This is a genomic window from Pedobacter jeongneungensis, from assembly GCF_000633455.1.
Classification (GTDB): domain Bacteria; phylum Bacteroidota; class Bacteroidia; order Sphingobacteriales; family Sphingobacteriaceae; genus Pedobacter; species Pedobacter jeongneungensis_A.
In genome coordinates, this window is the sequence record NZ_AYMG01000038.1 from 1 (window position 1) to 26,913 (window position 26,913).

At 41.0% G+C, this 26,913-nt stretch carries 22 protein-coding genes; 10 read left to right on the top strand and 12 right to left on the bottom strand.

Annotated features, from left to right (window positions below; genetic code table 11):
* Positions 1–624: 624 nt before the first annotated feature.
* A complete protein-coding gene (locus U859_RS0127295; protein WP_025146402.1) occupies positions 625–3,387 on the bottom strand; it encodes an alpha-L-rhamnosidase in 2,763 nt (920 codons plus the stop codon).
* A 458-nt stretch (positions 3,388–3,845) separates the two neighbouring features.
* Between U859_RS0127295 and U859_RS31760 the strand changes: the two genes are divergently transcribed.
* Positions 3,846–4,298, top strand: a complete 453-nt coding sequence (locus tag U859_RS31760) for a CAP domain-containing protein (RefSeq protein WP_162800063.1) — start codon at positions 3,846–3,848, stop codon at positions 4,296–4,298.
* A gap of 19 nt (positions 4,299–4,317) precedes the next feature.
* Here the strand turns inward: U859_RS31760 and U859_RS0127305 are convergent, their stop codons facing one another.
* Both U859_RS0127305 and U859_RS0127310 read right to left on the bottom strand, forming a co-directional pair.
* Positions 4,318–5,073, bottom strand: a complete 756-nt coding sequence (locus U859_RS0127305; protein ID WP_025146404.1) for a GH12 family glycosyl hydrolase domain-containing protein — start codon at positions 5,071–5,073, stop codon at positions 4,318–4,320.
* Between the two features lie 366 nt (positions 5,074–5,439).
* The gene (locus U859_RS0127310) at positions 5,440–6,957 is read right to left on the bottom strand and encodes an alpha-L-fucosidase (protein WP_025146405.1); all 1,518 of its coding nucleotides are present in this window, start codon (positions 6,955–6,957) and stop codon (positions 5,440–5,442) included.
* 180 nt (positions 6,958–7,137) lie between these two features.
* On the opposite strand from U859_RS0127310, the gene U859_RS0127315 reads away from it, so the two are divergent.
* The gene (locus U859_RS0127315; RefSeq protein WP_025146406.1) at positions 7,138–8,025 is read left to right on the top strand and encodes a helix-turn-helix domain-containing protein; all 888 of its coding nucleotides are present in this window, start codon (positions 7,138–7,140) and stop codon (positions 8,023–8,025) included.
* Between the two features lie 199 nt (positions 8,026–8,224).
* On the opposite strand, the gene U859_RS0127320 is transcribed toward U859_RS0127315, so the two are convergent.
* The 3 genes from U859_RS0127320 to U859_RS0127330 all read right to left on the bottom strand — a co-directional run bounded on the left by U859_RS0127320 (position 8,225) and on the right by U859_RS0127330 (position 11,278).
* On the bottom strand, positions 8,225–8,440 hold the full coding sequence (locus U859_RS0127320) for a hypothetical protein (RefSeq protein WP_162800064.1): 216 nt from the start codon (positions 8,438–8,440) through the stop codon (positions 8,225–8,227).
* Positions 8,441–8,713: 273 nt separating this feature from the next.
* Positions 8,714–9,958, bottom strand: a complete 1,245-nt coding sequence (locus U859_RS0127325; RefSeq protein WP_025146408.1) for an arsenic transporter — start codon at positions 9,956–9,958, stop codon at positions 8,714–8,716.
* Between the two features lie 93 nt (positions 9,959–10,051).
* Positions 10,052–11,278 carry an MFS transporter gene (locus tag U859_RS0127330; RefSeq protein WP_025146409.1) on the bottom strand — a complete coding sequence of 409 codons (1,227 nt, stop codon included), beginning with the start codon at positions 11,276–11,278 and terminating at the stop codon, positions 10,052–10,054.
* Between the two features lie 343 nt (positions 11,279–11,621).
* Between U859_RS0127330 and U859_RS0127335 the strand changes: the two genes are divergently transcribed.
* From U859_RS0127335 to U859_RS0127365, 6 genes are all read left to right on the top strand, one after another.
* The gene (locus U859_RS0127335) at positions 11,622–13,310 is read left to right on the top strand and encodes a sensor histidine kinase (RefSeq protein ID WP_025146410.1); all 1,689 of its coding nucleotides are present in this window, start codon (positions 11,622–11,624) and stop codon (positions 13,308–13,310) included.
* A gap of 212 nt (positions 13,311–13,522) precedes the next feature.
* Positions 13,523–14,242, top strand: a complete 720-nt coding sequence (locus U859_RS0127340) for a LytR/AlgR family response regulator transcription factor (protein ID WP_025146411.1) — start codon at positions 13,523–13,525, stop codon at positions 14,240–14,242.
* A 160-nt stretch (positions 14,243–14,402) separates the two neighbouring features.
* Positions 14,403–14,537, top strand: coding sequence for a hypothetical protein (locus U859_RS32560; RefSeq protein WP_262496826.1), 135 nt, complete (start codon positions 14,403–14,405; stop codon positions 14,535–14,537).
* Positions 14,538–14,782: 245 nt separating this feature from the next.
* Complete coding sequence (locus U859_RS0127355) at positions 14,783–16,063, top strand: OmpA family protein (RefSeq protein ID WP_025146412.1); 1,281 nt, start codon at positions 14,783–14,785, stop codon at positions 16,061–16,063.
* A 19-nt stretch (positions 16,064–16,082) separates the two neighbouring features.
* Positions 16,083–16,664 carry a hypothetical protein gene (locus U859_RS0127360; protein ID WP_025146413.1) on the top strand — a complete coding sequence of 194 codons (582 nt, stop codon included), beginning with the start codon at positions 16,083–16,085 and terminating at the stop codon, positions 16,662–16,664.
* 141 nt (positions 16,665–16,805) lie between these two features.
* Positions 16,806–17,825 carry a hypothetical protein gene (locus U859_RS0127365; RefSeq protein WP_064774745.1) on the top strand — a complete coding sequence of 340 codons (1,020 nt, stop codon included), beginning with the start codon at positions 16,806–16,808 and terminating at the stop codon, positions 17,823–17,825.
* Between the two features lie 195 nt (positions 17,826–18,020).
* Here the strand turns inward: U859_RS0127365 and U859_RS0127370 are convergent, their stop codons facing one another.
* On the bottom strand, positions 18,021–19,097 hold the full coding sequence (locus U859_RS0127370) for a calcium:proton antiporter (protein ID WP_025146415.1): 1,077 nt from the start codon (positions 19,095–19,097) through the stop codon (positions 18,021–18,023).
* Positions 19,098–19,314: 217 nt separating this feature from the next.
* On the opposite strand from U859_RS0127370, the gene U859_RS0127375 reads away from it, so the two are divergent.
* Together U859_RS0127375 and U859_RS0127380 are read left to right on the top strand one after the other, a co-directional pair.
* Entirely contained in the window at positions 19,315–19,902 is a 588-nt protein-coding gene (locus tag U859_RS0127375; protein WP_051584792.1) for a Crp/Fnr family transcriptional regulator, read from the top strand.
* A gap of 82 nt (positions 19,903–19,984) precedes the next feature.
* A complete protein-coding gene (locus tag U859_RS0127380; protein ID WP_025146417.1) occupies positions 19,985–20,365 on the top strand; it encodes a VOC family protein in 381 nt (126 codons plus the stop codon).
* Positions 20,366–20,493: 128 nt separating this feature from the next.
* On the opposite strand, the gene U859_RS0127385 is transcribed toward U859_RS0127380, so the two are convergent.
* The 5 genes from U859_RS0127385 to U859_RS0127405 all read right to left on the bottom strand — a co-directional run bounded on the left by U859_RS0127385 (position 20,494) and on the right by U859_RS0127405 (position 26,911).
* Positions 20,494–21,888 carry a DASH family cryptochrome gene (locus tag U859_RS0127385; protein WP_025146418.1) on the bottom strand — a complete coding sequence of 465 codons (1,395 nt, stop codon included), beginning with the start codon at positions 21,886–21,888 and terminating at the stop codon, positions 20,494–20,496.
* Between the two features lie 248 nt (positions 21,889–22,136).
* On the bottom strand, positions 22,137–22,397 hold the full coding sequence (locus U859_RS0127390) for an RNA polymerase sigma factor (protein WP_025146419.1): 261 nt from the start codon (positions 22,395–22,397) through the stop codon (positions 22,137–22,139).
* Between the two features lie 496 nt (positions 22,398–22,893).
* Entirely contained in the window at positions 22,894–23,958 is a 1,065-nt protein-coding gene (locus U859_RS0127395; protein ID WP_025146420.1) for a response regulator, read from the bottom strand.
* A gap of 162 nt (positions 23,959–24,120) precedes the next feature.
* The gene (locus tag U859_RS0127400) at positions 24,121–25,269 is read right to left on the bottom strand and encodes an AhpC/TSA family protein (protein WP_025146421.1); all 1,149 of its coding nucleotides are present in this window, start codon (positions 25,267–25,269) and stop codon (positions 24,121–24,123) included.
* Positions 25,270–25,279: 10 nt separating this feature from the next.
* Positions 25,280–26,911 carry a S41 family peptidase gene (locus U859_RS0127405; RefSeq protein ID WP_025146422.1) on the bottom strand — a complete coding sequence of 544 codons (1,632 nt, stop codon included), beginning with the start codon at positions 26,909–26,911 and terminating at the stop codon, positions 25,280–25,282.
* Positions 26,912–26,913 lie beyond the last annotated feature (2 nt).

Consider the following 26,913-nt stretch of genomic DNA (forward strand, 5'->3'; position numbering starts at 1 on the left):
CAATGAAGAATCTGTAACCAATGAAACACAAACCGTTAAATTGCACCACTTCCCCTTCGCTGTCATTCTGAATGCAATGAAGAATCTGTAACCAATGAAACACAAACCGTTAAATTGCACCAATTCCCTTCGCTGTCATTCTGAATGCAATGAAGAATCTGTAACCAATGAAACACAAACCGTTAAATTGCACCACGTCACCTTCGCTGTCATTCTGAATGCAATGAAGAATCTGCAATTAATGAAACACAAACCGTTAAATTGCACCACGTCACCTTCGCTGTCATTCTGAATGCAATGAAGAATCTGTAACCAATGAAACACAATCCGTCAAATTGCACCACTTCCCTAATTGTGTTTATTAAGAAAACAGTGCTACCAGGTAACGGATTCTTCGTTACTATTGACAGATTCAAAGGAATTTCGTCATTGCGGGGCACGAAGCAATCTTAATGCACACGCTAATAGCGATCGTTGTAAGATTGCTTCGTCGGCTGAAAAAGCCTTCTCGCAATGACGATTCTTCGCAGCCTCTCAATTCGATAAATCTCGCTGTCATTCATATTGATTTTTATGATAATTTCCACTCAGAATGACAAACTTAAGTTATTAATCTATAACAATTTATTGACCTTTCACCGTAAACACATACTCACCAGAACCGACCTCAACTAACACCTTACCTTCTTTTAATTGTTTAGAAGGAATCGTTTTTCCATTTTGAGTAATTCGCGAGCCCGAAGTTACTGGCAGATAAATGGTTGCGCTTGCATTGGCAGGTATTTCAGTTTTTAACTCAAATATGCCATTAACCAGTTTCCACTCACTTTTAATAAGTCCATAAAGAGATACATACTCCGCTTTTGCTGCATTTACATCGCCTACCACTTCCGGCCGGATATCGATCTGGCGAAAGCCTACAGAATGCGCCGCCGGACGAATTCCGGCTAATCCGCTATAAAACCACTCCATTAAATGCCCAAGCATAAAATGATTGTTGGATGCATTTTCTGCTCCCTGCCACGATTCGGTAAGTGCAGTAGCGCCTTTGGCCAGCTGATAACCATAACCCGGAACATCGGAGCGGTTGTTCATATTATAAATCACATCCGAACGACCAGCATCATCAAGCACACGGAGCAGGTAACGGTAACCGATATCGCCCGCTGTTAAGGTATTGTTTCTACCTTTAAGCTCTTTTACCATATTTTCGATCACCGCAGCTTTATTTTCAGGTTCTACCAGTCCCATGTAAACCGACACCGCATTTGCGGTCTGACTCCCGCCTGCATATTGTTTGGTTTTATCATTAAAAAATGTAGCATTATAGGCTTTTTTCACTTTAATAGCCAGTTCCTGATAAGCGTCGGCTTCGAGGGGTTTGCCTAACAATATGGCTATTTTTGCCATCAGTGTCAGGTCGTAATAATAAGTGGCCGTTGCGGTTATACCATTTGGGGTAAGCTGCGAAGGACCAGGTTCTTTAGGCCCAATGTCGTACCAGTCGCCTAATCCGTGAGAAAGGATGTGATTCTTTGCTTTGGTTTCCAGATAAGCTAAATACCGTTTCATCATCGGGTAAGCTTCTTCCAGTACATCCTGATCTCCATACCACTCGTACATGTACCATGGCATAATGATAGCATTGCTTCCCCATTCTGGTGAATCACGAAAAGGGCCACCAAATCTTGCATATTCCGGAGCAATACTTGTTACGAGTCCTTCAGGGGTTTGTGCATTGATCATATCCCTCACCACTTTTCTGCAGAGGCTGGCAATATCATAATTGTACCGGATAGATGGACCTACCAGGTGTGCTTCTTCCAACCAGCCCAGCTTTTCGCGGTGCGGGCAATCGGTAAATACACTCGAAATATTGCTCCGGATGGCCCAATCGATCAGTTTGTAGGTTTTGTTAAAAAGTTCGTTAGAGCAGGAAAATGTGCCGATGGTGGCGGCTGAATTGCGCGTATGCAAGCCAAAAATTCCGGTTACTACCGGGAGATGATCTGGATTGGGTTGTCCTTCGGGTACTGCGCCTTCTACCTGTATGTAGCGGAAACCATAGTACATAAACTGTGGTTGCCAGCTTTCTGATCCATTACCTTTTAGGGTATATTTAAAGAAAACTGGGGTACCAATGGGTTGTGTAGTTATAGTTCCATCATTCGCCAATAGTTCTGCAGGTTTCATAATCACGCTATCACCTGCTTTCCCCTTTACAACCAGTTTTGGAATACCTGATGCATTTTGGCCTAAATCATATACCCATATGCCTTTTTGGGGTTGACTGATCTTTTTTGGCGAAAAGGTATCAAAAATCTTAAGTGGCGTTGCGGTTTGTGAAGTGAGTTGTTCAGGCCCATCAACCACTAGTGCATTTTTCCAGGTTGTATCATTAAAGCCGGGCATTTTCCAACCTGTATGTTCAAGCAAAGCATTGTAATCTTCTCCTCCATAAATACTGGAATAGGTTACCGGGCCAGGTGTGGTTTTCCATGAACTATCGCTGATGATGTTCTGTGTTGAGCCATCAGAATATTCCAGAACAGTACGTAAAATCATTTTTGGATAGCCGTAGGCTATTGTGAGTTTATGATAACGTTCACTAGGGATATAATAAAAACCATTTCCGAGCATCATCCCGAATACATTATTACCTTGTTTTAATGCTTTTGTGATATCAAAAGTGACATAAAGTGCGTGTTTTTCGTATTCTACCCATCCAGCATCCAGAAAGTGATCTCCAACCTTTTGCCCATTTAAACTCAGCTCAAAATGACCCAGGCCAGCCACATAAACTGTAGCCCTTTTTATTGTTTTTTTAACCGCAAATTCCTTTCTAAATATCGGAAGTACCTTATTCTTAACGGGATTGTTATCTCCCTGAGCGGGAAGAAAACGCTCCTTTTCAGCGAGGCGTTCATAAGCAATCCAGCTGGCACCGTTCCAGTTGCCTAAGACGCCCATTTGCCATTTAGCCGGTACAGACCAGGATGAGGTGTTTTTGTGGTTATCCCACACCATTACTTTCCAAAAATAAACCTTTGCAGGCTGAAGTTTAGCGCCAGTGTATTGGATCTGAATGGAAGCATCCGAAACCTTTTTTTTACTGTCCCACACGTTACCAATATTTTTTGCAAGCGATTCTGCATTATCAGCAACCAAAATACGGTAAGCTGACTGCATCACGTTTTGTTGTTGCGAACATAATTGCCAGCTCAGTCGTGGATTTAGCGTTTCAATTCCGGGCGGATTTTCACGGTACTCGCACTTTAATGCGGTTACCTTTACCTGCGAGTAAAGCTGGGTAAACATACAGGTTAATCCAAATGCGATCAGTAGTTTTTTAGTGGCAGCAGTTATACAGGTTTTGGTTTGTCTCATAGTACAAAATGCGGATAATGATTTCAACCACCTCTTAATAAGAAGGGTTCAATAATTTCCATCCGGCTAAGTTTCAGTTTGGTTAGCAAACGACCATTTGGCTGATCGCTGACGCTAAAATTAACCATAAAATATCATCAGAAAATATATGATCTGATAATTCAAATACACAATTTGATTTATGGTCATTCATCAAGAATGCGCAACATGTACCACGGCAATTTTCTGCTTCTCATCTCAGCATTTAAGGGTAGCTGAATAATTATGAATTAAGCCGATGCCAGCTTAATTACTGACCCCTTATTAGATAGCTGACTCTTTTTCTAATAACTTTTATGGTTTTCTGTACGTATCTTAGTAAAGGCCTATGACTTTATTTTAATCATATCATGCGCAATCACTATTTTTCTGTAATTCATCACAAAACTATAATCTACTTCGCTAGTACAATTATGCTGATGTTCGCCGTAACGATTTCTGCCTGTAAAAAGGAAAATAGTGGAGAGTCTAAAACAGATCTCGAGACAGCACTTTTGACCAGATTAAACCAGCTGAGGGAAAAAGGCTGTACCTGCGGAACAGACATTATGCCCCCTGCACGAAAAGTAACCTGGAATACTGTACTCGAAAAAACTGCAACCTTACATGCTGAAGATATGCTGAACCGGAATTATTTTAGCCACATTACACCCGAAGGCATCCCGGCGATACAGCGTTCCAGACAACAGGGATACACCGGAATTGAGGTTGGAGAGGTTATCGCGAAAAATTACACCAGTGCAGATGCGGTAATGGCGGGATGGTTAGCCAGCGAAAGCCACTGCAAAGCGATGATGGATACCACATATAACGAAGTAGGTGCCGGCAAAGCGGGCACCTACTGGGTAATGGATTTAGGTAGAAAAAATTAGTTCGCCTGTTTTAAATTGGTTAATTAAAAGATACGGTATAATTATTTACCTGGTGGTTTCTTCCACCTGCAGTGCTGGTTACCTCAAAACCGAACTGAACACGGTCTATTGTCTCATTACCGATCCAGGTCAGGTCGTTTTTGAGGTAATTCATGATATCTTTGATATTCACATCGCCCGAGGTTGAATTACTGGTGCGTAAAAAAGAAAAAACCTGTTTACCACTCGAACTTACAGGGCCTTTATATACATTCCAGGTATGCCCGCCAACGGTTTTATTAGAAACATTTACCTGGGCCACGCCGCCCGGGTATGAACTGGCTATAGGACCAACGTTGCCTCTATAGTTCATCCAAAGCATAATCTCGTATTTATCATTGCTTGTCCATACATCATAGTCAGCACCCCACGATCCGTCGGCAGGTACTGTAACATCATAATGAGAGGTAAGACTGTTCAAACTGCTCAGCACACGTTGTACTTTACGTTCAGAATTGGGATAAGATTTTATGCCTGAAGTATTTGGGTGGTTAGACCAAATCCCCCAGTTGTTACCGTTATTGGCCCAAATACTCTGGTAACCAGGGTTCGAACCCCACACATTATTAAATACGGTGTAAGGTGCATAAGCTTTACTGGTGTAATTGGATGTGCTGTTATCGGAGGTCCAATCGGCTTTTACCTGTCCAGGTTCAGTTGTTGCAACAGGCTGGTCTTTTTTGCAGGCAGTAAACAAAAGCATGGTTACTGCAACGCTTGTTAAAATTTTTCTCATAAAATGGGTTAGAATTTGGCTAGTAATTTTTCCTACCCAAATGTATTTACAAAACGACAGCAACATAGGTATGCTTTGTTTACATTTAGGGGTTTAATTGTTAAGTTAAACCCCATTAATTCTAATCTATAGTGGATAAATTGTTGTTTGTAAAAACGGCATCGTTTTGTCAACATTAATTTGCCGTAATGCTACCCCAATAAAAAAGCGGTCAGTCGAAAGAAATAAGTGACTTTATTAGTGATTGATTTCCTTCCTAAAGAAAAATTGCAGGTGACATCACAGATAAAAAAAACAGATCCCGATTACTGAATATATGGTTGCCATGCCTTGCCCATGATTGCTATGAGATTAATGTTTTTGAACCTATTTTTTAAATTCTATTTTGAAACCTGTTACTGCCCATGCAGGATAATCAGCTGGTTTCTTAATCACCAGGGCATCGTTTTCCTGCGTCCAGTTTATTTTCTCTTTACTACCAAGAAGTGTAACCGAGGCTATTCCTTTATCCAGATATTTCGATTTTGCCCCAAGCAGTGTCATTTTTATATCGCCCTTTGGAACATTTAAACAGAAAGCAAAAAGATTTTTATCCTTTTTTGTATACCTGATATCTGTTGATTGGTATTCACGGGTATCTGTTAAGCCCCCGAAATGACCCTTTTTCTGATTTGATTTAATGGTAGACGGCCCTTCTCCATATACTTTCCACGGCCTGGTGGCATAAATACCTTCTCCGTTCAGTTTGGTCCATTCCCCGATTTCAGTAACAATTTTAATTACATCAGGCTCAAGGTCACCCTCTGGAGTTTGCACCACATTGATGAGCAGATTGCCGTTTTTACTGACGATATCTATCAAAAGCTGGGCAATTTCATTCGCACTTTTGTACCGCTGCCCTGTTCTATAGTACCAGTCTCCTATCGAAGTATCAGTTTGCCAGGGAAAAGGGCTTATCGAATCAAGCACGCCGCGTTCCACATCCTGCGCCCATTTTCCTTCAGATGCTTCCTTGGGTGTATATACGGCTTCAAGTCTGCCTTTATTTTTTGCAATATCCTGGTTATAATAATGGGCCACCATTTCTCTTCCAATATTTCCAAAAGGTAGCATGCTGTCCGAATAAAGCAGATCTGGATGATAGTTATCGATCAGTTCATTCACATTCTTTAACCATTGATTGTGCCATACCGGATTATTGGTCAGCCAATTTTTAATATTAGCCGAATCAGCCGGTAAATGGTAAAGATCCGAATATTGAGGATCACGGCCATCGTAAGGAACACCAGCAAATTGCCCGGTTTTATCCGCACCATGACTAGTTTGAAACCAGTTAAAACTGGCTGCCAGATGCTCAGAAACACCAAAACGAAGGCCTTCTTTCTTTGCAGCTTTCTGCCATAAACCAACAACATCTTTATGTGGACCCATATTTACCGAATTCCACTTATGGATTTTGGAGTTCCACAGGAAGAAATTATCATGGTGCGAACCCATGGTTACAAAATACCTGGCACCGGCTTTCTTATATAATGCCATCAATTGTTCCGGATTCCATTTCTCTGCTTTCCAGAGCGGAATAAGATCCTTATAACCAAATTTAGAAGGCGTTCCATATTTTGCAACATGGTATTTATTCTGTTCGCTGCCCTGGATATACATATTTTTCGCATACCAATCGCCTTGCCTTGGAACAGCCTGAGGGCCCCAATGCGACCAGATACCAAATTTAGCATCACGGAACCATTCAGGATACTTATATTGTTTCAACGACTCATCTGTAGGCTTAAAAAATGCATTTTCAGCCTTTTTATTATGCTGTTGTGCCTTTACGTTAAGCATCAGGAAGGAAGTTATAAGACTTAATAATAATGTTTTTCTCATTTTATGATGCTTTAAATAATCTTAAAATACAAGATATCTCCAGGTACGGCCGACAGCATATGGGAGGTCGGAATTATTACCCGGCTATATATTTGGTTATTATGACCAAAAATAGAGATCTTAACCGATGTATTTTTGAATAAATTAGACTATTTGTTGTAAAAATCCGACATTTAAAAAATGATTAAAAGAGTATTACAGAACACTTTTTCTCTGCTGAATGTAGACTATGTAAAACTAACGTACAAATGGGATTACCGAAATGTAATCAGTCCTTATTACCGTATATACTATATAGATGATGGAGCAGGTGAAGTATCTGACCAGGTTAATTCTTTAAAGCTCGAGCCAGGTTACCTTTATATTATACCTAGTTTCACACTTTGCAGTTTACGCTGCAGTGGCCATTTAAGCCAATATTTTATTCAGTTTTTCGAAGAATCTGCAGATGGGGTTTCGCTTTTTGCCAGAAGCCGGATGGTTTCGAAAATCAAGGCAACACAGATGGACATTGATCTTTTCAAACGTCTGCTCGAAATCAATCCTGGCAGGGGTATCAATAGGTCTGATGACCCCAAAATATATGAAAAGAATATTTTTTATAAGGAATACCAGGAATTAAACAACAGGCAGAACTTAGCCACTTACATCGAAACCCAGGGTATATTGCTTCAGCTAATGGGTCGTTTCCTAAATTCTCAGCAGCATCTTGAACAGGGAATCCAGCATGCACCACTAAAAATCGCTGAAACGATAGGGCATATTTTGGTCAACCTGCATCAGGAATTATCTGTGAGCGCACTTGCTGCCCGTATCAATCAGCATCCCGATTATTTCTCACGTCAGTTTAAAATTTTTACCGGAGAGCGCCCGGTAAATTATATACTTGGCAAACGGATAGAGCGTGCCCAATATTTATTGGCCACAAGCCAGTTGGCTTATTCAGAAATTGCAGTCCAGACAGGATTTGATTCCCTTTCTTATTTTTCAAAATCTTTTAAGAAAATTACAGGCATGTCTCCACGTGTATATAAAAAACAGGTATATTTAGTTGGATTCGCGATGTAACGAAACGCTTACCCATTATGAATAGCTGACTGGCTATGTTTAAGGAAAAATTCAATTTTCATGATGTACAACATCGAACCGCTGAAATGACAGCGTATGATGAACCAGGAAGATGATGGCCAGCATATTACTACCCTCACCTAAATGGTAATCAAGCGCCAATATTTGATCAGCAGAGTCCCGACCAGCCCTATAACTTTCAGAATTTTGCGCCATACTGGTCTGTATAATTAATTTTCACCTTTTCACGTTCGATCTGAAAATCTGCATCAATCTCCTCAACCATAGTTTTGATATCCGAAAAACTTGCCCCATGCGATATCACCACGGTGATCTCATTCTCGCCTACTTCTAAAACTTCGGCAATGCGGTGTGCGAACACCTGACGCTTTAAGATCTCCTTTAGTTTTTTCATATCTAATACTTTAAGAATTACACAACCGCTTTTTTTACAGTTTGTTTTGGATTTACAAGAACCTGCCTGCGCGATTGCCAGGTTTATCGCCAGATTATTCAGCATTTGACGGGACTGGTGGTAGGTCGTAATGGATTGTTAAATATTAAAGCATCTCTAAAGATGCCAAGGGAGCAATAAATAGATTTTTCACCTATTAAGTTTATGAAGTTCACTATTAAGCGGTCATCATAGCAAACAGGAGTAAGATTTTATGCCATCTTCCTATGTCTGCTATATAAAAAGCGAAGCAATAACGAGGAGTAAGGGAACTGTCATTACGATGGCCCCTAGCTTTAAAAACGCCCAGGCACTTACCTTCAGGTTCTCCCGACGGAGGGCAACCAGCCAGAGTATGGAGGCGAGGGAGCCTGTGAGCGAAAGATTTGGTCCCAGGTCAATACCAATAAGGATGGCGCGCCTGATGATTTCAGGAGGAAGCGCGCTATGGATGATGTTGGCTGCGGTAAGTCCTGCGGGCAGGTTGTTCATCAGGTTACAGACCAGGGCGGTCAGGATGCCGCTTCCCCATGCCGTACCAGTAACATTACCCTTTGCATAATGTGTAAGTGATTCAGCAATAGACTGGGTAAGGCCTGTTTTTCCTAAGGCTTCCACAATGATGAACAGGCCTGCTACCAATGGCAATACGCTCCAGGATACCCCTTTTGCAATATGCAGCGGATTTCTACGCGCACCTAAACACACCAGCAGAACGGTAACCATACCTGCGATAAAAGTGGGCAGTCCTAATGAAATGCCCTGCGCAGAAGAAACCGTCAGAATTACCGCTGATAATAATATTCCTCCTATAGCGGCCTTTCCACCGCCCGATAAAACAGGGATGCGGATATCGGTGCTGACAGATTCCTTCAATTCCCTACGCTGAAGAACATAGAGCACAATAAAGGTTGCAATGATGGAAACAATGGACGGGATTAGAAAGCTTGACAGCCATCCTCCAAGATCAGGAAGATGGGTACCATAAATCACCAGATTCGCAGGGTTTGAGATTGGCAGCACAAAAGAGGCCGCGTTAGCAATAAAAGCACAGATAAAAAGATAAGGCAAGGGATTTTTAACTTTGCCCGCCCTCATTGCCGCAATTACCGCGGGGGTGAGCACAACGGCGGTTGCATCGTTGGATAGAAAAACCGTTACGAGGGTACCCACCAGGTAGATCAGAAAAAAAAGCCTGATGGAAGATCCCTTTGCCTGCTTTGCCGCGTGGGCCGCAAGCCAGTCGAACATCCCCTCCACCCTTGCCGTTTCTGCCAGCATCATCATTCCTGTCAGAAAAAGATATACATCTATCCCTTTGGTAAAACCAGAAATCCCTTCTGAAAACCCCAGTAGCCCCGAGATAATCAGTATCGCCGCACCGGCACAGGCAGAGATGTATTCCGGAATTCCGAATGGCCTGGCGATCACCCCTGCTATAGCGAGCAGCGAAATGAGCAGGATAAGGGCTGAAGTCATGATATGATAATATTTAAAGTAAGATAGATGATATTTTGATATGGTCAAATGTTTTAAAAACAGAAGTAAAGCAGTATATACCTTGAGCTTTATTTATCCTGCCGGCGCCAGACTGCGGGCAGTAACATTGACGGTTTCAGGCATCTTCCAGTAGAAAATAACAAAGGCCACAAATGCAATGGCCGCAAGGATAAACATCCCATAATCAAATCCTGCATGCGATACAATATACCCGCTGATTACATTGCTCAGCGAAGCACCGATCCCAACTGAGGTCGCCAGGATACCCTGTGCAAAATTTTCCTTGCCCGAACCCTTAAAAAGATCGGAAACCATCAATATGGATACCACGCTGAAAATCCCGCCCGCAATCCCATCGAGCACCTGGATGCTCACCAGGTATGGCGCACCTTTGTACAGGGTATAAAGTATTCCCCTTATGGGCAGCATCATAAAAGCAAAAATCATTAATTTCCTTCTTCCCCCTTTGGCCCATTTGCCACTCATAAAAGCTATGGGAACCATAACAGCTTGTGCAAGTACAATACAGGCCGACATGTAAAGCGAGGCATTACTTCCCTCATCTCTTCCCAGTTCCTGGCCAACCAGGGGGAGCATCGCCGCATTGGCAAAGTGAAATAATATAGCAGAAAATAACAGGATCAGATAGCCTTTGTTTTTCAGCATCGTAATGATTCCTATCTTTGCGCTTTTCTCTTCGTCAACTGGCGCGCCAGTCTGGTGGGAGATATCCTTTTCCCTTATCCCAAGGGTGAAGATAATGCTCATCACGCAAAATATGGCAAGTCCGTAAAATATACCCTCATTATTGGTAAACTTTCCGAGCAGTCCGATAATGACCGCCGAGGCTACATTGCCTGCATGGTTAAAAGTCTGGTTACGGCTGATGGTGTGGTCAAACCTGTCTACCCCGCCTATTCCCATGGCCAGAGAGATGAGTACAGGGCCAAAAAATGTTGCCGCCACTCCTATTGCTATCTGGCAACCGATTACCGCATAGAACGAAGGAAAAAAAAGCATACAGAACCCGGCTATGCAAATGGTAAGGGTAACGACCACTATGCCCAGCCTCTTTTTATCACTCACATCGCACAGCCAGCCAGCCGGAGACTGTGCCACCACGGTAGCAAGGCTCATCGCGCCGATGGCAATGCCTATTTTTGAGGGATCCCACTTTAAGTTTGAGGCAAGATAAACGGCCAGAAAAGGGCCAAGACCAGTGGCCACATCAGCTGCAGAAAAGTTAAGCCAGTTCAGACAGTTCAGGCTCCTGGCCTTGTTAGGTGTCGGGTTTATCATATAAAAGGCAGTTATTGCCCTGCCAGGGATTAAAACCATATAAGGGGAAAAATGTTTACCTGCAGGATCCGGTTTCCTGAACAACATATATTTTAATAAAACATCAGTTTCTCTGAACACCCAGATAAATGACAAAAAACAGTGTATTGCGTTTTAATTAAAACAAAATAAAAACTTTTTTCTTTTAAGATAGTTATCGCGCAATTAACAGATTTTGAAGAAGGCTTCGAACGAATAAAGTTTACACTAGGCTTTTAAGTTTTAATCTAACTGGATCAGAAAATTGCTGACAACAAAGAGTAAGTTTATTGCTTATTGATATCATATACTGAATTAATCCCTAATGATCAACCCGCGCCAATCTGAAAGTTTTACTGGAATCATCAGAAGACTTTTTATTATTTTCTTACTGTTTACTTTCATCGTAACAGCAGGATCATTCATACTGCGCCATACCATAACCGCTAAACTGGATCAGCTCAGCAGCCACCTGCGCCAACCCGGACAGCAACCGGCAATCAGCAGGTTGCTCGTTGATTTAAATCTGGCAGAAAACAGTTTCCAGCAGGCAAGTTCTAACGGTAAGGTGCGTGATCTGAATGCTTACAAGCAGCACCTTAAAACTATTTTTGCACAAATGACGGAAATCATTCAGCAATACCGGGCTGATGAGAAGAGTAATTTACCAAAAAGCAAACAGCAAATTGCACTTGCACTGCAACAAAAACTTGCTGTTTCGCAACAGCTCTTTGATCTTCAAAAAAGATTTACTTTCCTGCTGAACAGAACAACATTGGCCACCATTAGTGACGATCAATCTAAAAAACGCATTGTGAGTTCGAAAACTGATACCGCCATTTCTATCTATAAGGAACCAACCAAAAGAAGCCTGATCAAAAGGTTAAAGGATGCGGTTTATAATACTTCCAAGGTAAAAGTAGTCACCATCAGGCCAGGTAAAGGTCAGGTGGAAGCCATTACCAGAAAAACACAACAGGAATTATTAAAGCAATTAGGGCAACAGTACGACCGTCTGTCAGAATCTAACCAGGAATTGATTTTGGCCAATCTAAATTTGCTCACCGAACTTCGGCAGGTACTATTGGAATTGCAGAATATTGAGCAGCACGCTTACGAAAAAAGCCGCGAAGAGATCCTCGCACAATATCAGTCTACCTCGGGAGATTTAAATATGTATACTGCGATAGCATCTGCACTTGTATTGTTATTTACGGTATTGTTGATCATCTATATTCGCAAGGCTTCGTTCGCTGAACGGCGGTATATACGAGAGAACGCGAGGGCTGTAAGACTGGCAGGTCAGAAATCTGAAATACTCGCCATTATGAGCCACGAGATCCGCAATAAACTCATGGCCATCAATGGTGCTGTGTTTATGTTAAGAAGAACGCAGCTACAACCAGAACAGGAGAAAAAAGTATCATCGATCAACCTATCGTCTTCATTATTGCTCGAAACAGTAAATAACGTGCTCGATGTGAGCAAATTAGAGCAACAGCCGGCAGAATTAAATATACATCCTTTCTCTCCTGAGGAAGCCATTAGCGATTCGGTAGAAGCGATGCGCTTTATGGCTGAAAGGAAGGGAATCGGTTTAAATCTTAAATCTGAGGGCATGACTAACCAAAAGGTAAATGGAGATGCTTTGAGGCTAAAACAAGTGCTTATTAATTTATTGAGTAACGCGATTAAATATACCGATGAGGGTCATGTGGATTTATCCGCTGAACTCCGTCATGAAAAGGACAACACAATCTGGCTTAGCGTAACCGTTAAGGACACCGGTTCTGGTATACCCAAAAATAAGCAGGCGGATCTGTTTTCTCCCTATTATCAGGCCGGTGGCCGTAAACCGGGTACCGGATTGGGATTATATCTTTGCCGCCAGCTAATCACACTCCAAAATGGCAGCATTAACCTTGAAAGTGAAGAAAAGCAAGGCTGTATCGTCCGCTTTTCAATCCCTTACCAGGCAGTGAGTTTGGATAATGAAGCCACCGTCACTCATTAACAGTCTGCACAGCGCACAATAGTTTAAAAATACTTTATTTAACAGTAAATCCATCAATGCTGTTATTTGATTTACTACGGCCAATGTAAAATATTGGAGCGTTCATCTTTTCTATTCCGTCAGATAAAGTTACCTTTGGATTTAAATAAACCAGTGAATACCCCAGGGCAAATGTTCAAAACCCAAAAGACTATATCTAACCAATTGATTTCATGAGAACTAAGCTCAACTGCATTGTTATTGACGATGATCCGGAGGTAAGTGGTTATGTTTGTGATTTTATTCAGGAAACCTCTTTTCTTCATCTTGTGTCAGCACACAGCAGTCCTGCTGAAGCCATTGATGTATTGGGGCACTCAGCTATCGACCTGATTATACTAGATATTAATCTACCTGGGATCGACGGAATGAGCTTCGCAAAAACCCTTTTTGACCAATACGGAAAGGATATGCCCAGGATAATTTTTATCAGTGGCTCAGGCGATCATGCCTCAGAGGGTTATAAAGTTGATGCGATCGATTACCTGCTAAAGCCATTTACTTACGAAGATTTTTTCAGGGCCGCTTTTAAAGCCAAAAATCATATTGTACAAACCGTTCAAAAAAGTGATGAAGAAGATTTCGTTTTTCTTAAAGTAGAGCACGAATTAATCCGCGTGCCTTTTAACGAAATCCTATATGGTGAGAGTCAGAAAGACTACATCAAAGTTTTTACCAGGGATGGAAAAATGATCACCGCGCTGTCTACCATGAAAGCCATGGAAGCTCTCCTGCCCCAGGATCGTTTTATGCGGATACACCGGTCGTTTATCGTGGCCCTGAATAAGATCGAGTCTATCCAGCATTTCACCGTCAAAATCGGAAAAACAGTCATCCCTGTCACCGATCAATATCGCCAGCAGTTCAGGTCACACTTTAAAACCTGGCTTTAATTTCAACTTCCCCTATTAAATTTCGACGATCAGCTGCAACCTTCTATCGGATGGTTAAGGCATTATAGCGAACGTACTTTCTGGTAAAAATGCGAATACCTTTATTTGAACTGTTTTTAACTGAGCGGCTAACAAGCAGGCTCCAGATTTTAATACTACCATGAAAAGAATATTATTTTACCATTTTTTGCTTGCGCCTATCCCTTCGCATATACAGCAGTTCCAATTGACATTGGAAAATGGATATGGCAAAAATGAATATACTTATCCCTATACAGAAGGCAAAATCCATTGACCTTAAAATAAAACGCCATAAATTAAACGATCAGGGAGCTTCAACTTCAAGGTAAAGGCTATCGGCAGATCAGTTTTTAAGAAGGCATAGAGGTTGATCAATCCGGCACCTATACACCACTCATCAGTGGGTTTAAAAACCTAAATCAGCGATCATCACCTGGATTCAGGCCGCACGTAAATTTTTCATAACGCATTCCAATTGAATTGGAACCATTACCCAAAAACAAAAAAATAAAAACAGAAATGAACATCAAATTTACAAAATCAGCAATGTTATTCGCTTTGATAAGCTTATCAACTCAATTATTTGCGCAAGAAACGCCAACCACAACAAGCAGGTTTGGCAAACAATCATTAAGAACATGGAGCATTGGTGCACATGGAGGTATTTTAAGTCAGAACACCTTTTTAGGCGGTGGCAGCGTAAAAGCCGACGAATTTAAAAGTATTGGTTATGGCGCTTTTATCAAAAAGCAGATTTTACCCGCTTTAGGTTTACAGGCTGATTTCTTACGCGGAGAAATTAAAACGTTGAACAGCACCAGCACGATCGAACAAAAAAACAGCATTAAATGGTCTGGATCATTAACGGCGGTATTAAACATTGCAAATTTCAGCTTAAACACTGAAAATGCCGTGTTGATCCCTTATGTTAAAGCTGGTGCAGGTTACATGTCATCAGACTCTCAACTTGGAAATATAGATGCATTTACAAAAAGAGAAGGCTGGTTTATCCCAACGGGAGTTGGATTTAAATTCGGTGTGGCCAAAGGGATCAACATCGATTTAGGTTACGACATCAACTTTATCAAATCATCTCCAACTGTTAAAAATGCATACCATGAAAGCAGATTCTCTTACGCGCATGCAGGTTTAGAGTTTGCATTGGGAAATAAAGAAAATTCTCAGTTACAAAACTACAGTGCCGTTGCTGATCTGCGCAAACAAAGCGCTGAAGAAAGTGCCGAATTAAGAAAAGCGTTATCTACCGCCGAGCAAAATGCGGCAAGAGACAGAGAACAATATGCCAAAGATTTAGCTGATGATGACAATGATGGTGTAGCCAACAAATTTGACAAATGCCCGGGTACCGCAGCAGCAACGGTTGTTGATGGTTCAGGTTGTCCGCTGGCCGCTCCTAAAACTATTATCAGAGAAACTACCGTCATTACAGAGGCCGACCGTAAAGTGGTTAAAGATGCCATTTCGAACCTGGAATTTGATTTAGGAAAATCGACTATCCGTTCAAAATCATATACCACATTAAACAGAGTTGCCGCCCTTTTAATAGAGAAAAACTTTAGCTTAAAACTAGCCGGCCATACCGACAATACCGGAAGTAGAGAATTAAACCTGCGTTTATCGAAAGAAAGAGCAGAATCGGTAAAAACTTACCTGGTTTCTCAGGGCGTAAATGCATCAAGGGTTGAGGCAACCGGTTACGGGCCTGATCAACCCATTTCGACCAACAAAACTGCGGCAGGCCGTCAGGAAAACCGTCGCGTAGAATTTTCTTTATACTAATCTATTTAAATAAAAAATCATGAAAAACTTTTTAGCAACCGTAATTTTATCAGCAACTACAATACTAGCTGCAAATGCTCAAATCCAAAAAGGCAATGTTTTAGTAGGTGGAAACTTAACCAACATTAACCTTGGTTTAGATAATCCAAAAATATTCAGTGTAGATATTACACCTAAAGCCGCCTGGTTTATACAGGATAATGTAGCCTTGGGCGGTTATGTGAATTTTGGATTGGAAACAGCAAAAAATTCAAATACTACTACCAGTTATGGTGTAGGTGCACTGGGCCGTTATTATGGTGGTAAAGATACAGAAGTGCTTCGCCACGGACGTTTCTTTGCAGAAGCAACAGCGGGTATTGGTGGTGTTAATGTGAGTAAAGGCGGTGGTAACACCAATGGCTTAAACCTAAGTGTAGGTCCTGGTTTTGCTTATTTTATCACTCCAAACATCGGATTAGAGACTTTATTAAAATATAACGGCCTGGTGGGTTTTGGAAGTGCGACCACGCAAAACAACCTTAATCTTTCTTTCGGTTTTCAGATCTACTTACCCGGACAGAAAACAGCCAATAAAGTAAAAAGAGATATTACCAATTAGTAATCAAATTTAACATGCTGCTTTCTTTTGAAAGCAGCATTAATCTTAACCTGGCATTTTAAATTTTACAGATTTCTAATTGAATCTGTTGTTAAAATGCGCCTACAAATCATTTTCATTTTACCTATTAATCAGAAAAACATGGATCACAAAGTTCATACATTAAGAGATAAATCTGCTATTGGATTTATCAGTCGCTTATCCTGGAGCGCTATAATTGCGGGGGTATTTATCGCTATCGCAGTTCAACTTTTATTGAGTTTCCTTGGCCTTGGAATAGGTTTTGGAAGTATAAACCCGCTTGACGAAGCTAAACCTTTTAGCGGGCTTGGTACCGGTGCGCTAATCTGGTGGATTGTTACGATGTTAATCTCTGTATTTACAGGCGGATGGGTTGCCGGTTGGTTTTCTAACCATGTACAAAAAACAGATCTGATATTACATGGTTTATTAACCTGGTGTTTGCTTACTTTCCTGAACATGTACCTCATTACCTCATCAGTTGGGAAAATTGTTGGTGGAGTTGGCACCGTGATCACAAAAGGATTCTCGCTTGCAGGCGAAGGGATTAAAGCTGCTGCCCCGGAGGCGGGTGACCTGATTAAGGACCAATTGGGTGTTGATGGAAACACATTTGGAAAGATGAAAAAAGAGGCAGAATTATTGCTGAAACAGACCGAGAAAAAAGAATTACAGCCCAAGGTTTTAAATAAGAAACTTGATCAGGCATCTAATCAGGGTGAATCAACCGGGAAAGCTGTTCTGGAAAACCCACAGGAAGCACAACAAAAGATAGATGACCTGTTCTCAAAACTATTCTCTCAAAATGATTCTACTTTTAGTGCGGTAGATCAGGAGGCATTAGTGAATATTGTAAAAAACAGAACCGGAAAAAGTCAGGCAGAGTCTCAGCAAATCGTAGAAAACTGGTTAAGTACTTTAAAAACGGCCAAAGCAAAAATTAAAGAGGTTAAGGCAGAAGCAGAACAAAAAGCTCGGAAAATTGGTGATGAAATGGCTTCTGCACTTTCAAAATTCGCCATCTTATCGTTTATCGGTATGGTTTTAGGCGCTGTGATTGCCAGTTTTGGAGCTATTCTGGCCTCAAAAAAACGTGTGATGGTAGCGGAACATGTTATCAGAACTGAAGAAACCATATAACAAACTGGAGGTTCAATCATAAATATAGAATCGTTATTCCCGATCAATCCGATAGCTATTGGGTTGATTGGGAATCTTAACGCATAAGCTTTAAGATTTCCGCCTGCGCGGGAATGACGATCTTTATTTCTAGATGCCAGAAAAACGTTTCGCCTATTTGTCCCGATTTGGAAAATTGTTTAGGATGCAATTCCCTTAAGGAACAACCGTATAAAAAAGATACGAGGCAAAAATCACCAGCAGCACTATGCCCTGCTGAATATTGGTTTTACCGGTAGCGAGTGAAAACATCACCGTAACCATAGCGAGCAGCAACATAACCGTAGAGCCGGTATCTATACCGAGCACGAGCGGCATCTGCGTAATGATGGATACAATAGCTACCGCTGGGATGGTGAGCCCGATACTGGCCAGCGCAGAACCAAGGGCCAGGTTCAAACTTGTTTGCAAGCGGTCGGCTTTTACCGCATTATAAGCAGCCAAACCTTCTGGAAGCAACACAATTGCGGCAATAATTACACCGACAACTGATTTTGGCGCACCGAGATCAATCACAATTTTTTCAATATCCTTAGATAAATATTTCGCAAGCAATACAACAATAATTAGGCTCAGTATTAAAAAAACAAGGCTGGATATGGCCGTAGCATTATTGGGTGCTTCGGCATGGTCATCTTCTGAAACAGAGTTTTTTGGCAGAAAGAAATCCCTGTGCCTAACGGTCTGCATAAATATAAATCCACCGTATAAAACCACTGAAACCACCGATACGAAAATGAGCTGGCTTGTACTATATTCGCCCTTTGGTCCGCTTGTGGTATAATTTGGCAGAATAAGTGTCAACACAACAATTGCCATCAGTGTAACCAGCGCTGCATTTACGCCCTGTAATTTATAAAGCTGCTCCTTAAACTTGATCCCACCCTTTAAAAGGCAGATGCCGACAATAGCGGTTATAATAATCATCACGGCTGCGAACACGGTATCCCGTGCCAGCTCCTTTACCCCGTCACCACCGGCCAGCATCAGCGACACAATCAGACCTACTTCAATGGTCGTAATCGCAATAGCCAATATAATTGTTCCAAATGGCTCTCCAACCCGGTGGGCAATCACCTCTGCATGGTGTACGGATGCAATTACGCTTCCGATTAATAACATGGCAAGGATCAGTTTCAGGTAAATACTGGTATCAGCTCCTGTAAAAAAGTATAGTCCTATCCCGGCTACCGGAACAATCATTGTCCATATAGGTAAATTGATTTTTTTCATTTTTGCTTTAGCTATCCTCCGAATGCTAACAAAATAATACATGTGTAGTTTTGATTGTTCTAAAAAACATCAAAATCCTCACTTTGGTCCACTTCAGAAACCGCGCTATTAGCGGCCTTTGTGATTTCCTGTATTCCTTAAATAGTTGAGATAACAATGAACCAGCAGGTTTCAATGAAACTGGTTGTACAAACTGCAATTTAAATATCTTTGTAAGATGATATTTGAGGTTTTTAAAAATTATCTGCAGGAACGCATTTCACTCACCGGGGAAGAACTCAGGTTTATAAATTCTTTGACAAGTGAGAAAAGGATAAAAAAATCACATTTCTTACTTCAAGAAGGTGAATATTCAAAAGATCTTATTTTCGTAGCAAAAGGCATATTGATACTGGACAGGACCGATCAGGATGGAAAAAGGCGCATCCTTAAGTTTGCAACTGAAAATAACTGGCTCCGGGAAAAGGAAAGTTATTCAAAAGGCACGCCCTCAAGCTGCAACATCCAGGCAATAGAGGACAGTGAAATATTGATCTGGAAGAAAGAAGATTTCAGGCTTTTGTTAGATGGTCTTCCTCCGCTGAAACAATTGATGAAAGGACTGATCGAAAGCAGCCAGATCGCAAATCAAGACCGGATCTTCTCCTCCATTAGCAGTTCAGCTGAAGAAAAATACCTTCACTTTATTGCAAAACACCAAAATATTTTAAATCGTATTCCCCTATTTATGGTGGCCTCCTATCTGGGCCTTGCCAGGGAAACACTGAGCCGGATCCGTAAAAACCAATCAATCAAAAAAAATTAACAAGAATCAATTTAGTGACAAATATCCTTCTTATATGAGCAGATTTCCATGTTATTTGCACTAAAATAGTAAGCCATAAATCATGCAAATAAAATTAGATTCCATAATCCTTTTTGTTGGAGATGTAGAGCGGGAGAAAACCTTTTATAGAGAAATTTTCAAACTGGTGCTGCTGGAAGAGGTAAAAGATGAATGGGCAGTATTGAGTGCCGGAGGATGTAACATTAGCCTGCACAGGATCGGCAAACAGTATCTCCATAGCGAAAGAGTAAACCATGAAAGCAACACAAAACTTGTTTTTGAGACTAAGAATATCTTCAACCTTAGGGAAGAGCTGGTTCTAAAAAAGGTAGAAGTTGGAGAAATAAAAACTTTTGAAAACTATGGCTATTGGGTATGTGATGGAAAAGATCCTGAAGGCAATATATTCCAATTAAAACAAAACAAACAGCCCGCAAGTTAGCTGTTAGGGGATTGATTTCAGTGAAAACAGTTTCGGTAATTTAAGATTAATCCCGAAATTTTAAATATTTCTACAGAAATTATCTTGATTTGCAGAGATTTATCCAAAAAACCAACGCTTTTAACGGCTCAAGGTGAAAGTTTTTCTATCAGGTTAACGGCTCTCCCCCATTTCTTGTATATTTCAATCGGTTTGGGATAAGCGGGGATATCGAATTGCCAGGGGATAAGTGCCTCAATGTTGTTTGTGTCCGAAAGTTCAGGGATCCACTGGCGGATAAAATCCTGCGCCCGGTATTTATTCGATTGGTGAACGGGGTTGGTATACCAGATCTCAAATGCCTGCATGTGCCAGTTCATCCAGTTTGAGCTTACATCGTAATCAATTAATTTTGACTCAAAATAAGCCGCACCCCAGGTCCAGTCTATTTTTAGGTCGTGCACAAAGTAGCTGGCACAATTTACCCGGCCACGATTGCTCATAAATCCTGTTTCGTTCAGTTGCCTCATGTGCGCATCCACAAAGGGGATTCCCGTTTTTCCCTGACACCACTTTTCAAATTTAAGGGGATCATTCTCCCACTCCATCTCCTTGTTTTTATATCCTTTTGTCCTAAACACTGAACTTCCGAAACGCATTGCCTTGAAAGTAAAATAATCACGCCATACCAGTTCAAAAATTAGCCACCAGGTACTCTGGTTTTTTTTGACCTTTTCCTCGTAGTCTTTTACTTTTTCATAAATCACTCTTGCCGAAATACAGCCCAATGCCAGATAAGGCGAAAATTTAGAGCTGTAATCCAGTCCATCAGATTTATTCCGGCTCCATCTGTAGCCCGTCAATAACCTGGATTCAAAGGTATAATAGTCCAGTCTCTGCAACGCTGCATCCTCCCCACCCTCCACAAGCGGCGCGGAATTTTCATATTCGCTTTTTTTGAACCCGTAAAGTTTGTAGGAAGGGAAACCCTCATCTTTGATACCCGCAACGGCATTTAACTTGCCAGGTGCACTGAGAGCTTTACGGACTTCGGTTTTTTTTCCTACAGGTATTCTGTAAGCTTTGCTGGTGAGGGGAATTTTGGAAATCTCAAAAGGGATATCATCTTTATGGTATAATGTTTTACCCCAGAAAAAGTGAAATTTGGTTTTCGGCAGAAGATCCTGAACCTCTTTGGCCAAAGCCATTTCATAAGCAGCATATTCTTCTTCCGCATAGATATCGGTTATGCCATATTCCTCAACCAGTTTAGGCAAAGTTACCAGTGCCGAATCGTCTCCCACAATGAGATGGCCGCCCAGAGATTTCAGGTTCTTTTTTAAATTCAGCACGGATTGCTCCATAAACCTGAAGCGGATTACATCAGTTCTTCTAAAACCAAGTTCCAACTCACTGAAATCATTCTTTTCGATACAATAGCAAAAAAGCAGCTCACTGCATTCCTCATGCGCGGTAACCAAGGCCTGGTTATCATGGAGCCTCAGATCATTTTTAAACCAAACCAAGCCCCGCTTTTTCTTCATATATTCTTTAGATCAATTATCAGACAGACTTAGGCCTTCGATATTTCTTTACGGTAGGGAACCGTTATTTTTTGCTGGAATAACATCCCGTTCTCCAAAAAAGTTTTTAGATCTGATCAGTATTCTGTTGCAGGAATTTTAGTTTTATCTTAAAAACTGCGTTATTTTTTTGAAATATCATCAGCAGAAAGTTTAACTTTTACCATTAATATCCGCTGATGATCTGTAATCATTTGAACTTTTAGAAACTAATTATGAAGATTTTCAACCTTTAAATATTCGATAAGTTCCATGCCAAAAAGCTGCACATTCAGTCCTGTTGTTTCGCTCAAAGCATTTCTTTTCTCCCACAGGCGGATAAAACAGAGCTGAACAACTTCTGTAGCGATATAATCAGACTGCGTTTTTTTGAAGATAAATTGGTAGATCTGCTGATGATAGCGAAAATAAGCATCATTAAAAAATGAGGAATCCCCCACCTTTATCCCAGAAATAATATCCTCATACATTTAATGGGCAAAATTATTACCTTTTTACAGCTGTGGCTTAAACTTAATGTTATCAAAATATGAACTTATGCACCGAAGAACGGGATAGATCCGTTCTCATTACCGCTTGCGGACCTTGAAAATGCCGGAAGTAATTTAGCAGGAGTTTCAAAGAAAATAAGCGCATTTGGTAATCCTGAGCCCTATATTAAAAAGGTATCGGAATTATGACCTCTGGATCTGTAATGAGATTGTCCGGGTACACTTGGGCCAGATGAAACTTCAAAGCGAAAAACATCGTTTCTTTGTTACCATATCCATTCCCATATAGGTAGACATTTATCAAAGCGACCTAGTCATTCAGGAAGATATTTTTTAACTGGCCTTACAACGGCAATTAACTGCGAGTGGAAGATCGTAGACCAACACCACACACTGAAATGATCAAAAAAATAAACGTGGATTTTGACGCAAAGCACAAAAATGAATCTGAACCTTTAAACAGCCAGGTAAAGCATTAATTTTTAATCCCTTTCAATGCATCCGTATTCAGGATAATAATATTATGTCCGTCCTTCTCAATCAATTTTTCTTTGGCAAAATCGCTCAAAACCCTGCTGAGTGTTTCGCTGGCAACACCTACTATCCGGGCGAAATCATTCCTCGGAAGTAAAAGCTTCCCATTTGCCCCAACATTACAATCAACTTCAGCAAGATGCGTCAATGCCTTAGCCACCCTCTTTCTCACCGAATAGTAGGTAGTTTCCAGAAGACGTTGATCACGTTGATTTAAATTTCTCGCCATATCCTTTACAAACACGCGCAATAGTTGCGGATACGCCGAAAGCAGGCTATCTACATCAGTTGAAGGTATTGTAGTTATACATGAATCCTCAATTGCTTCCGCCGCTTCCATATTCTCATCTCTGAGCAATATACCCTGCAGACCAAAATAATCGCCCGTTCCGCAAATGCCTGTAATCATAATATTCCCGAAAGCATCTGTGATATAGGTTTTTATTTTGCCGGAGACCACATAATGGAGTCCGAATGATTGGCGCTCTCCCGGATAATAGAGTATTTGGCTCTTTGGATAGGGCCGTGATGGTCTTTCCTCAAAGTGTGTTCTAACCCAATGTTTCTCAAAAGTGCTGTGAGGAATACTTTCCGGTTGATTATGATGTTTTACAAAATTCTCATATTGAAATCTTTTCTTTCTCAGTCTCAGCTCAACTTGATGAAGTAACGCTGCGTCATCGAACGGACTGGCCAGGTAACCATCAGCTCCCATTTCCATGGCCCTGCAGGCAAGTCGATGATTTTGCTCCTTCAGGAGCATGATAAAGCTGACAGACGAAATTTCGGAGAATTTATTTACCACTGCCAATATCCCAAAACCGTCTATTTCAAGCACATTTATGCCACAGATAACAACATCAAAGCGATCACACCTCATCATGGCAATAGCCTGCCTCCCACTGTCTGTCGATTTCACATTATATTTTACGATTTTAAGGATCTCGCTTATTTTAGTCCGAAGATCAAAATCCTCCATTATAATCAGGATTTTAGATCCTTCCATTTATTTTTTGTTTTTGATCCTTAGGTTGTCAACGTTTAATATCAAATAAATAAACTGCCCGGTTCAGGTCAATGCAGCACAAGATCAAGCTGCTACAGCATAAAAAAAAATGCAGGCGACATCCATCAACCTGCATTGTCATCATTAACTATTAAGATTTTTCTATTTTGACTGCTTTTCTAAGATCTCTTTTATTTTGGCTTCCAGTACAGTGCCACGAAGATCTTTGGCTATAATTTTTCCGCTTGGATCAATCAGAAAATTCATTGGAATAGCCTTCACATCATACAGAGCTGCAGCTGCATTTTCCCAGCCTTTTAAATCCCCAACTTGTTTCCAGGTCAATTTATCATCAGCAATGGCTTTAAGCCATTTCGCTTTATCGGCAGCCTTATCAAGTGATACCCCTAAAACTTCAAATCCTTTTGATTTATATTGTTCGTAAACCTTCAACACGTTTGGATTTTCTCTTCTACATGGAGCACACCACGATGCCCAGAAGTCGATCAGCACATATTTTCCTCTGTAATCAGAAAGTTTAACGATTTTACCGTCTACATCAGGTTGGGTAAAATCCTGCGCCTCTACGCCTTCCTGCGTTTTTTTAAATGTAGCGATACGCTCAGCAACTTGCTTTCCGAAAAAAGAATTCTTTAATTCCGGAGAAATGCCTGCAAAAATTTTCTCCATTTCTATGGCATCGAAACCCGGCCCTAAGGTTGAATTAAGTGCCATTAAGGCCATGTATTTCGAGGGATTTTGCTTCACATAACTAATTTTCGCATCAAAAATTTCTTTCTCTATCACTTTCGCTCTATTTTCCAGTTCCAAAACATAAGTTTTGTCCTGCTTTTTTGCTTCAGGCTGCTCAGCATACTCCTTGTTCAGCGCCTGCAGTTTTCCATAAATAGGACCTAATAATGCATCAACCCTTTTACTTTCATCAGTTAAAGTAGAACCTTTAATTGTAGCTGTTTTAATGGAATCCTTTCCGGTAATGGTGATATTTTCGTTTCCTAAAATAATTGCCATGCCATCAATTTTAATCCTTCTTCCTGGCGTATCAATGGAATTGTCGTGTTTTAAACGAAGTGTAGCTTCCATTGGTGAAGGAACTGAACCTTTAAATGTGAAAGCCCCGTTGACCAGAACCGCTGAATCTAATTTTTCGGCACCTTCCAATTTGATCAGGAGAAAGGCTTTTGCTGGTTTGCCCAGCTTTCCGATCTGGCCTTTTATCACATATCCTGTTTGTGCAGAGGCGACAAGAGCACTAATTACTAATGTTGCTGCTAATAATATTTTTTTCATGATTTATCGATTATTTTTTGGTGATTTTAGAAGTAGATGAGTTATTCGCTGAAGATTTACCTTCCAGAAACTGGTTATAAACCTTTTGATTATTTAAAATATTAAGTGCTGTACCAAATGCGGTACTGGCTTCGTTTCGAACGCGAAGCGCATAGCCTTTACCCAGATAGAGCATATCGGCCATCTCGGCCTTTAATTCTACAGCAATGGTTTTTCTGGCTACCTGATCGGTTACTGGTGGGAGTTTAAGCCCCTGCTTTGTGGCGCTGGTTATGATCTGATCAGTCATTTGATCATCTACTTTAAAGGAATGATCAAAAGCATCAAAGTCAGTATATTTATCTGTTAAGCTTTTTCGATTTTGTTGTACATAACTGAAAGCTGCCTGAGTTACCCGTCCGCTGTTCATTAATTTATTTAACCATCCGCTGTACAGTGCTGTATCAATTGCTATGAATTTATCCGGCATAATCCCGCCCCCACCATAAACGGTTCTTTTATTGATAAGGGTAGTATGTTTTAAAGAATCCGGAAAGTTGACATGTCCCCCTTCTGTAAGTTCACCAGAGGCCATACGTCTGTTAAAATCTTCAAAATAATCGGTTTTACCCTTAGTATAGGGTTTTTGAATCGATCTGCCCGATGGCGTATAGTAGCGCGCTGCTGTCAATCTGATTACCGAACCATCGCTCAATCCGAGGCCTTTTTGCATTAAACCTTTACCAAAACTTCTTCTGCCGATTACCACTGCCCTGTCCCAATCTTGTAAAGCACCTGTTAATATTTCGCTTGATGATGCGGTTGATTCATCGATCAAAACCACCAGATCGCCTGTCATAAACTGGCCAAAACCACCAGTCAGGTAATTATCTTTTACGCCGGAGTTGGTTACTGAATAGAAAACCAGTTTATCCTTGGCCAGAAATTCATCTGCTACACCGATAGCAGCTTCAACAAGTCCGCCACCATTAGATTGTAAATCCAGGATTAATTTGGTCATGCCCAAAGCCTTTAACTTCTTTAATGCGGCATCCATTTCCCTTCTGGTCGACTGGCTAAAAATAGCCAGCGAAATATAACCTACATTTTTGCTTACCATATAACTGGTATTGATAGATAACTCGGCGATCTGTTCCCGCATCACATTAAATTCGAGCTGATCGGGTTGCGATTTGCGGATAACGCCTAACTTAACGGCTTTACCTTTTTCGCCCCGCAGCATCCGCATCACGTCCTGGTTTTTTAAACCTTTTCCAAAAATGGAGGCACCATCAACTATATTAATTTGGTCGCCAACCTGCAAACCTGCCCGTGCTGCCGGCCCGTCAGGATTGATACCCGTTATAAAGGTACTATCGGCTACCATTGCAAATGAAATACCGATACCGGCAAAACTGCCGGTCATCTGCTCATTCATGGCTTCGATTTCTTCGCGGCTAATGTAACTTGAATGCGGATCGAGGCTGCTTAACATGGCTTTGATGGCCGCATCTACAACCTGCTCATCATTTACCGGATCTACATAATTATCCTGAATGAGTTTAAGTGCATCCTGCAATTTTATTTTCGGATTCATTTGTGCATGGGCATTATAGCTAATCAATAGCACCAGTATGCTCCATAATATTTTCGCTCTCTTCATTT

Excerpts from the sequence above, each read along its gene's own strand:
- U859_RS0127295 (WP_025146402.1), bottom strand. The coding sequence starts at position 3,387 with ATGAGACAAACCAAAACCTGTATAACTGCTGCCACTAAAAAACTACTG.
- U859_RS31760 (WP_162800063.1), top strand. The coding sequence starts at position 3,846 with ATGTTCGCCGTAACGATTTCTGCCTGTAAAAAGGAAAATAGTGGAGAG.
- U859_RS0127305 (WP_025146404.1), bottom strand. The coding sequence starts at position 5,073 with ATGAGAAAAATTTTAACAAGCGTTGCAGTAACCATGCTTTTGTTTACT.
- U859_RS0127310 (WP_025146405.1), bottom strand. The coding sequence starts at position 6,957 with ATGAGAAAAACATTATTATTAAGTCTTATAACTTCCTTCCTGATGCTT.
- U859_RS0127315 (WP_025146406.1), top strand. The coding sequence starts at position 7,138 with ATGATTAAAAGAGTATTACAGAACACTTTTTCTCTGCTGAATGTAGAC.
- U859_RS0127320 (WP_162800064.1), bottom strand. The coding sequence starts at position 8,440 with ATGAAAAAACTAAAGGAGATCTTAAAGCGTCAGGTGTTCGCACACCGC.
- U859_RS0127325 (WP_025146408.1), bottom strand. The coding sequence starts at position 9,958 with ATGACTTCAGCCCTTATCCTGCTCATTTCGCTGCTCGCTATAGCAGGG.
- U859_RS0127330 (WP_025146409.1), bottom strand. The coding sequence starts at position 11,278 with ATGATAAACCCGACACCTAACAAGGCCAGGAGCCTGAACTGTCTGAAC.
- U859_RS0127335 (WP_025146410.1), top strand. The coding sequence starts at position 11,622 with ATGATCAACCCGCGCCAATCTGAAAGTTTTACTGGAATCATCAGAAGA.
- U859_RS0127340 (WP_025146411.1), top strand. The coding sequence starts at position 13,523 with ATGAGAACTAAGCTCAACTGCATTGTTATTGACGATGATCCGGAGGTA.
- U859_RS32560 (WP_262496826.1), top strand. The coding sequence starts at position 14,403 with ATGAAAAGAATATTATTTTACCATTTTTTGCTTGCGCCTATCCCTTCG.
- U859_RS0127355 (WP_025146412.1), top strand. The coding sequence starts at position 14,783 with ATGAACATCAAATTTACAAAATCAGCAATGTTATTCGCTTTGATAAGC.
- U859_RS0127360 (WP_025146413.1), top strand. The coding sequence starts at position 16,083 with ATGAAAAACTTTTTAGCAACCGTAATTTTATCAGCAACTACAATACTA.
- U859_RS0127365 (WP_064774745.1), top strand. The coding sequence starts at position 16,806 with ATGGATCACAAAGTTCATACATTAAGAGATAAATCTGCTATTGGATTT.
- U859_RS0127370 (WP_025146415.1), bottom strand. The coding sequence starts at position 19,097 with ATGAAAAAAATCAATTTACCTATATGGACAATGATTGTTCCGGTAGCC.
- U859_RS0127375 (WP_051584792.1), top strand. The coding sequence starts at position 19,315 with ATGATATTTGAGGTTTTTAAAAATTATCTGCAGGAACGCATTTCACTC.
- U859_RS0127380 (WP_025146417.1), top strand. The coding sequence starts at position 19,985 with ATGCAAATAAAATTAGATTCCATAATCCTTTTTGTTGGAGATGTAGAG.
- U859_RS0127385 (WP_025146418.1), bottom strand. The coding sequence starts at position 21,888 with ATGAAGAAAAAGCGGGGCTTGGTTTGGTTTAAAAATGATCTGAGGCTC.
- U859_RS0127390 (WP_025146419.1), bottom strand. The coding sequence starts at position 22,397 with ATGTATGAGGATATTATTTCTGGGATAAAGGTGGGGGATTCCTCATTT.
- U859_RS0127395 (WP_025146420.1), bottom strand. The coding sequence starts at position 23,958 with ATGGAAGGATCTAAAATCCTGATTATAATGGAGGATTTTGATCTTCGG.
- U859_RS0127400 (WP_025146421.1), bottom strand. The coding sequence starts at position 25,269 with ATGAAAAAAATATTATTAGCAGCAACATTAGTAATTAGTGCTCTTGTC.
- U859_RS0127405 (WP_025146422.1), bottom strand. The coding sequence starts at position 26,911 with ATGAAGAGAGCGAAAATATTATGGAGCATACTGGTGCTATTGATTAGC.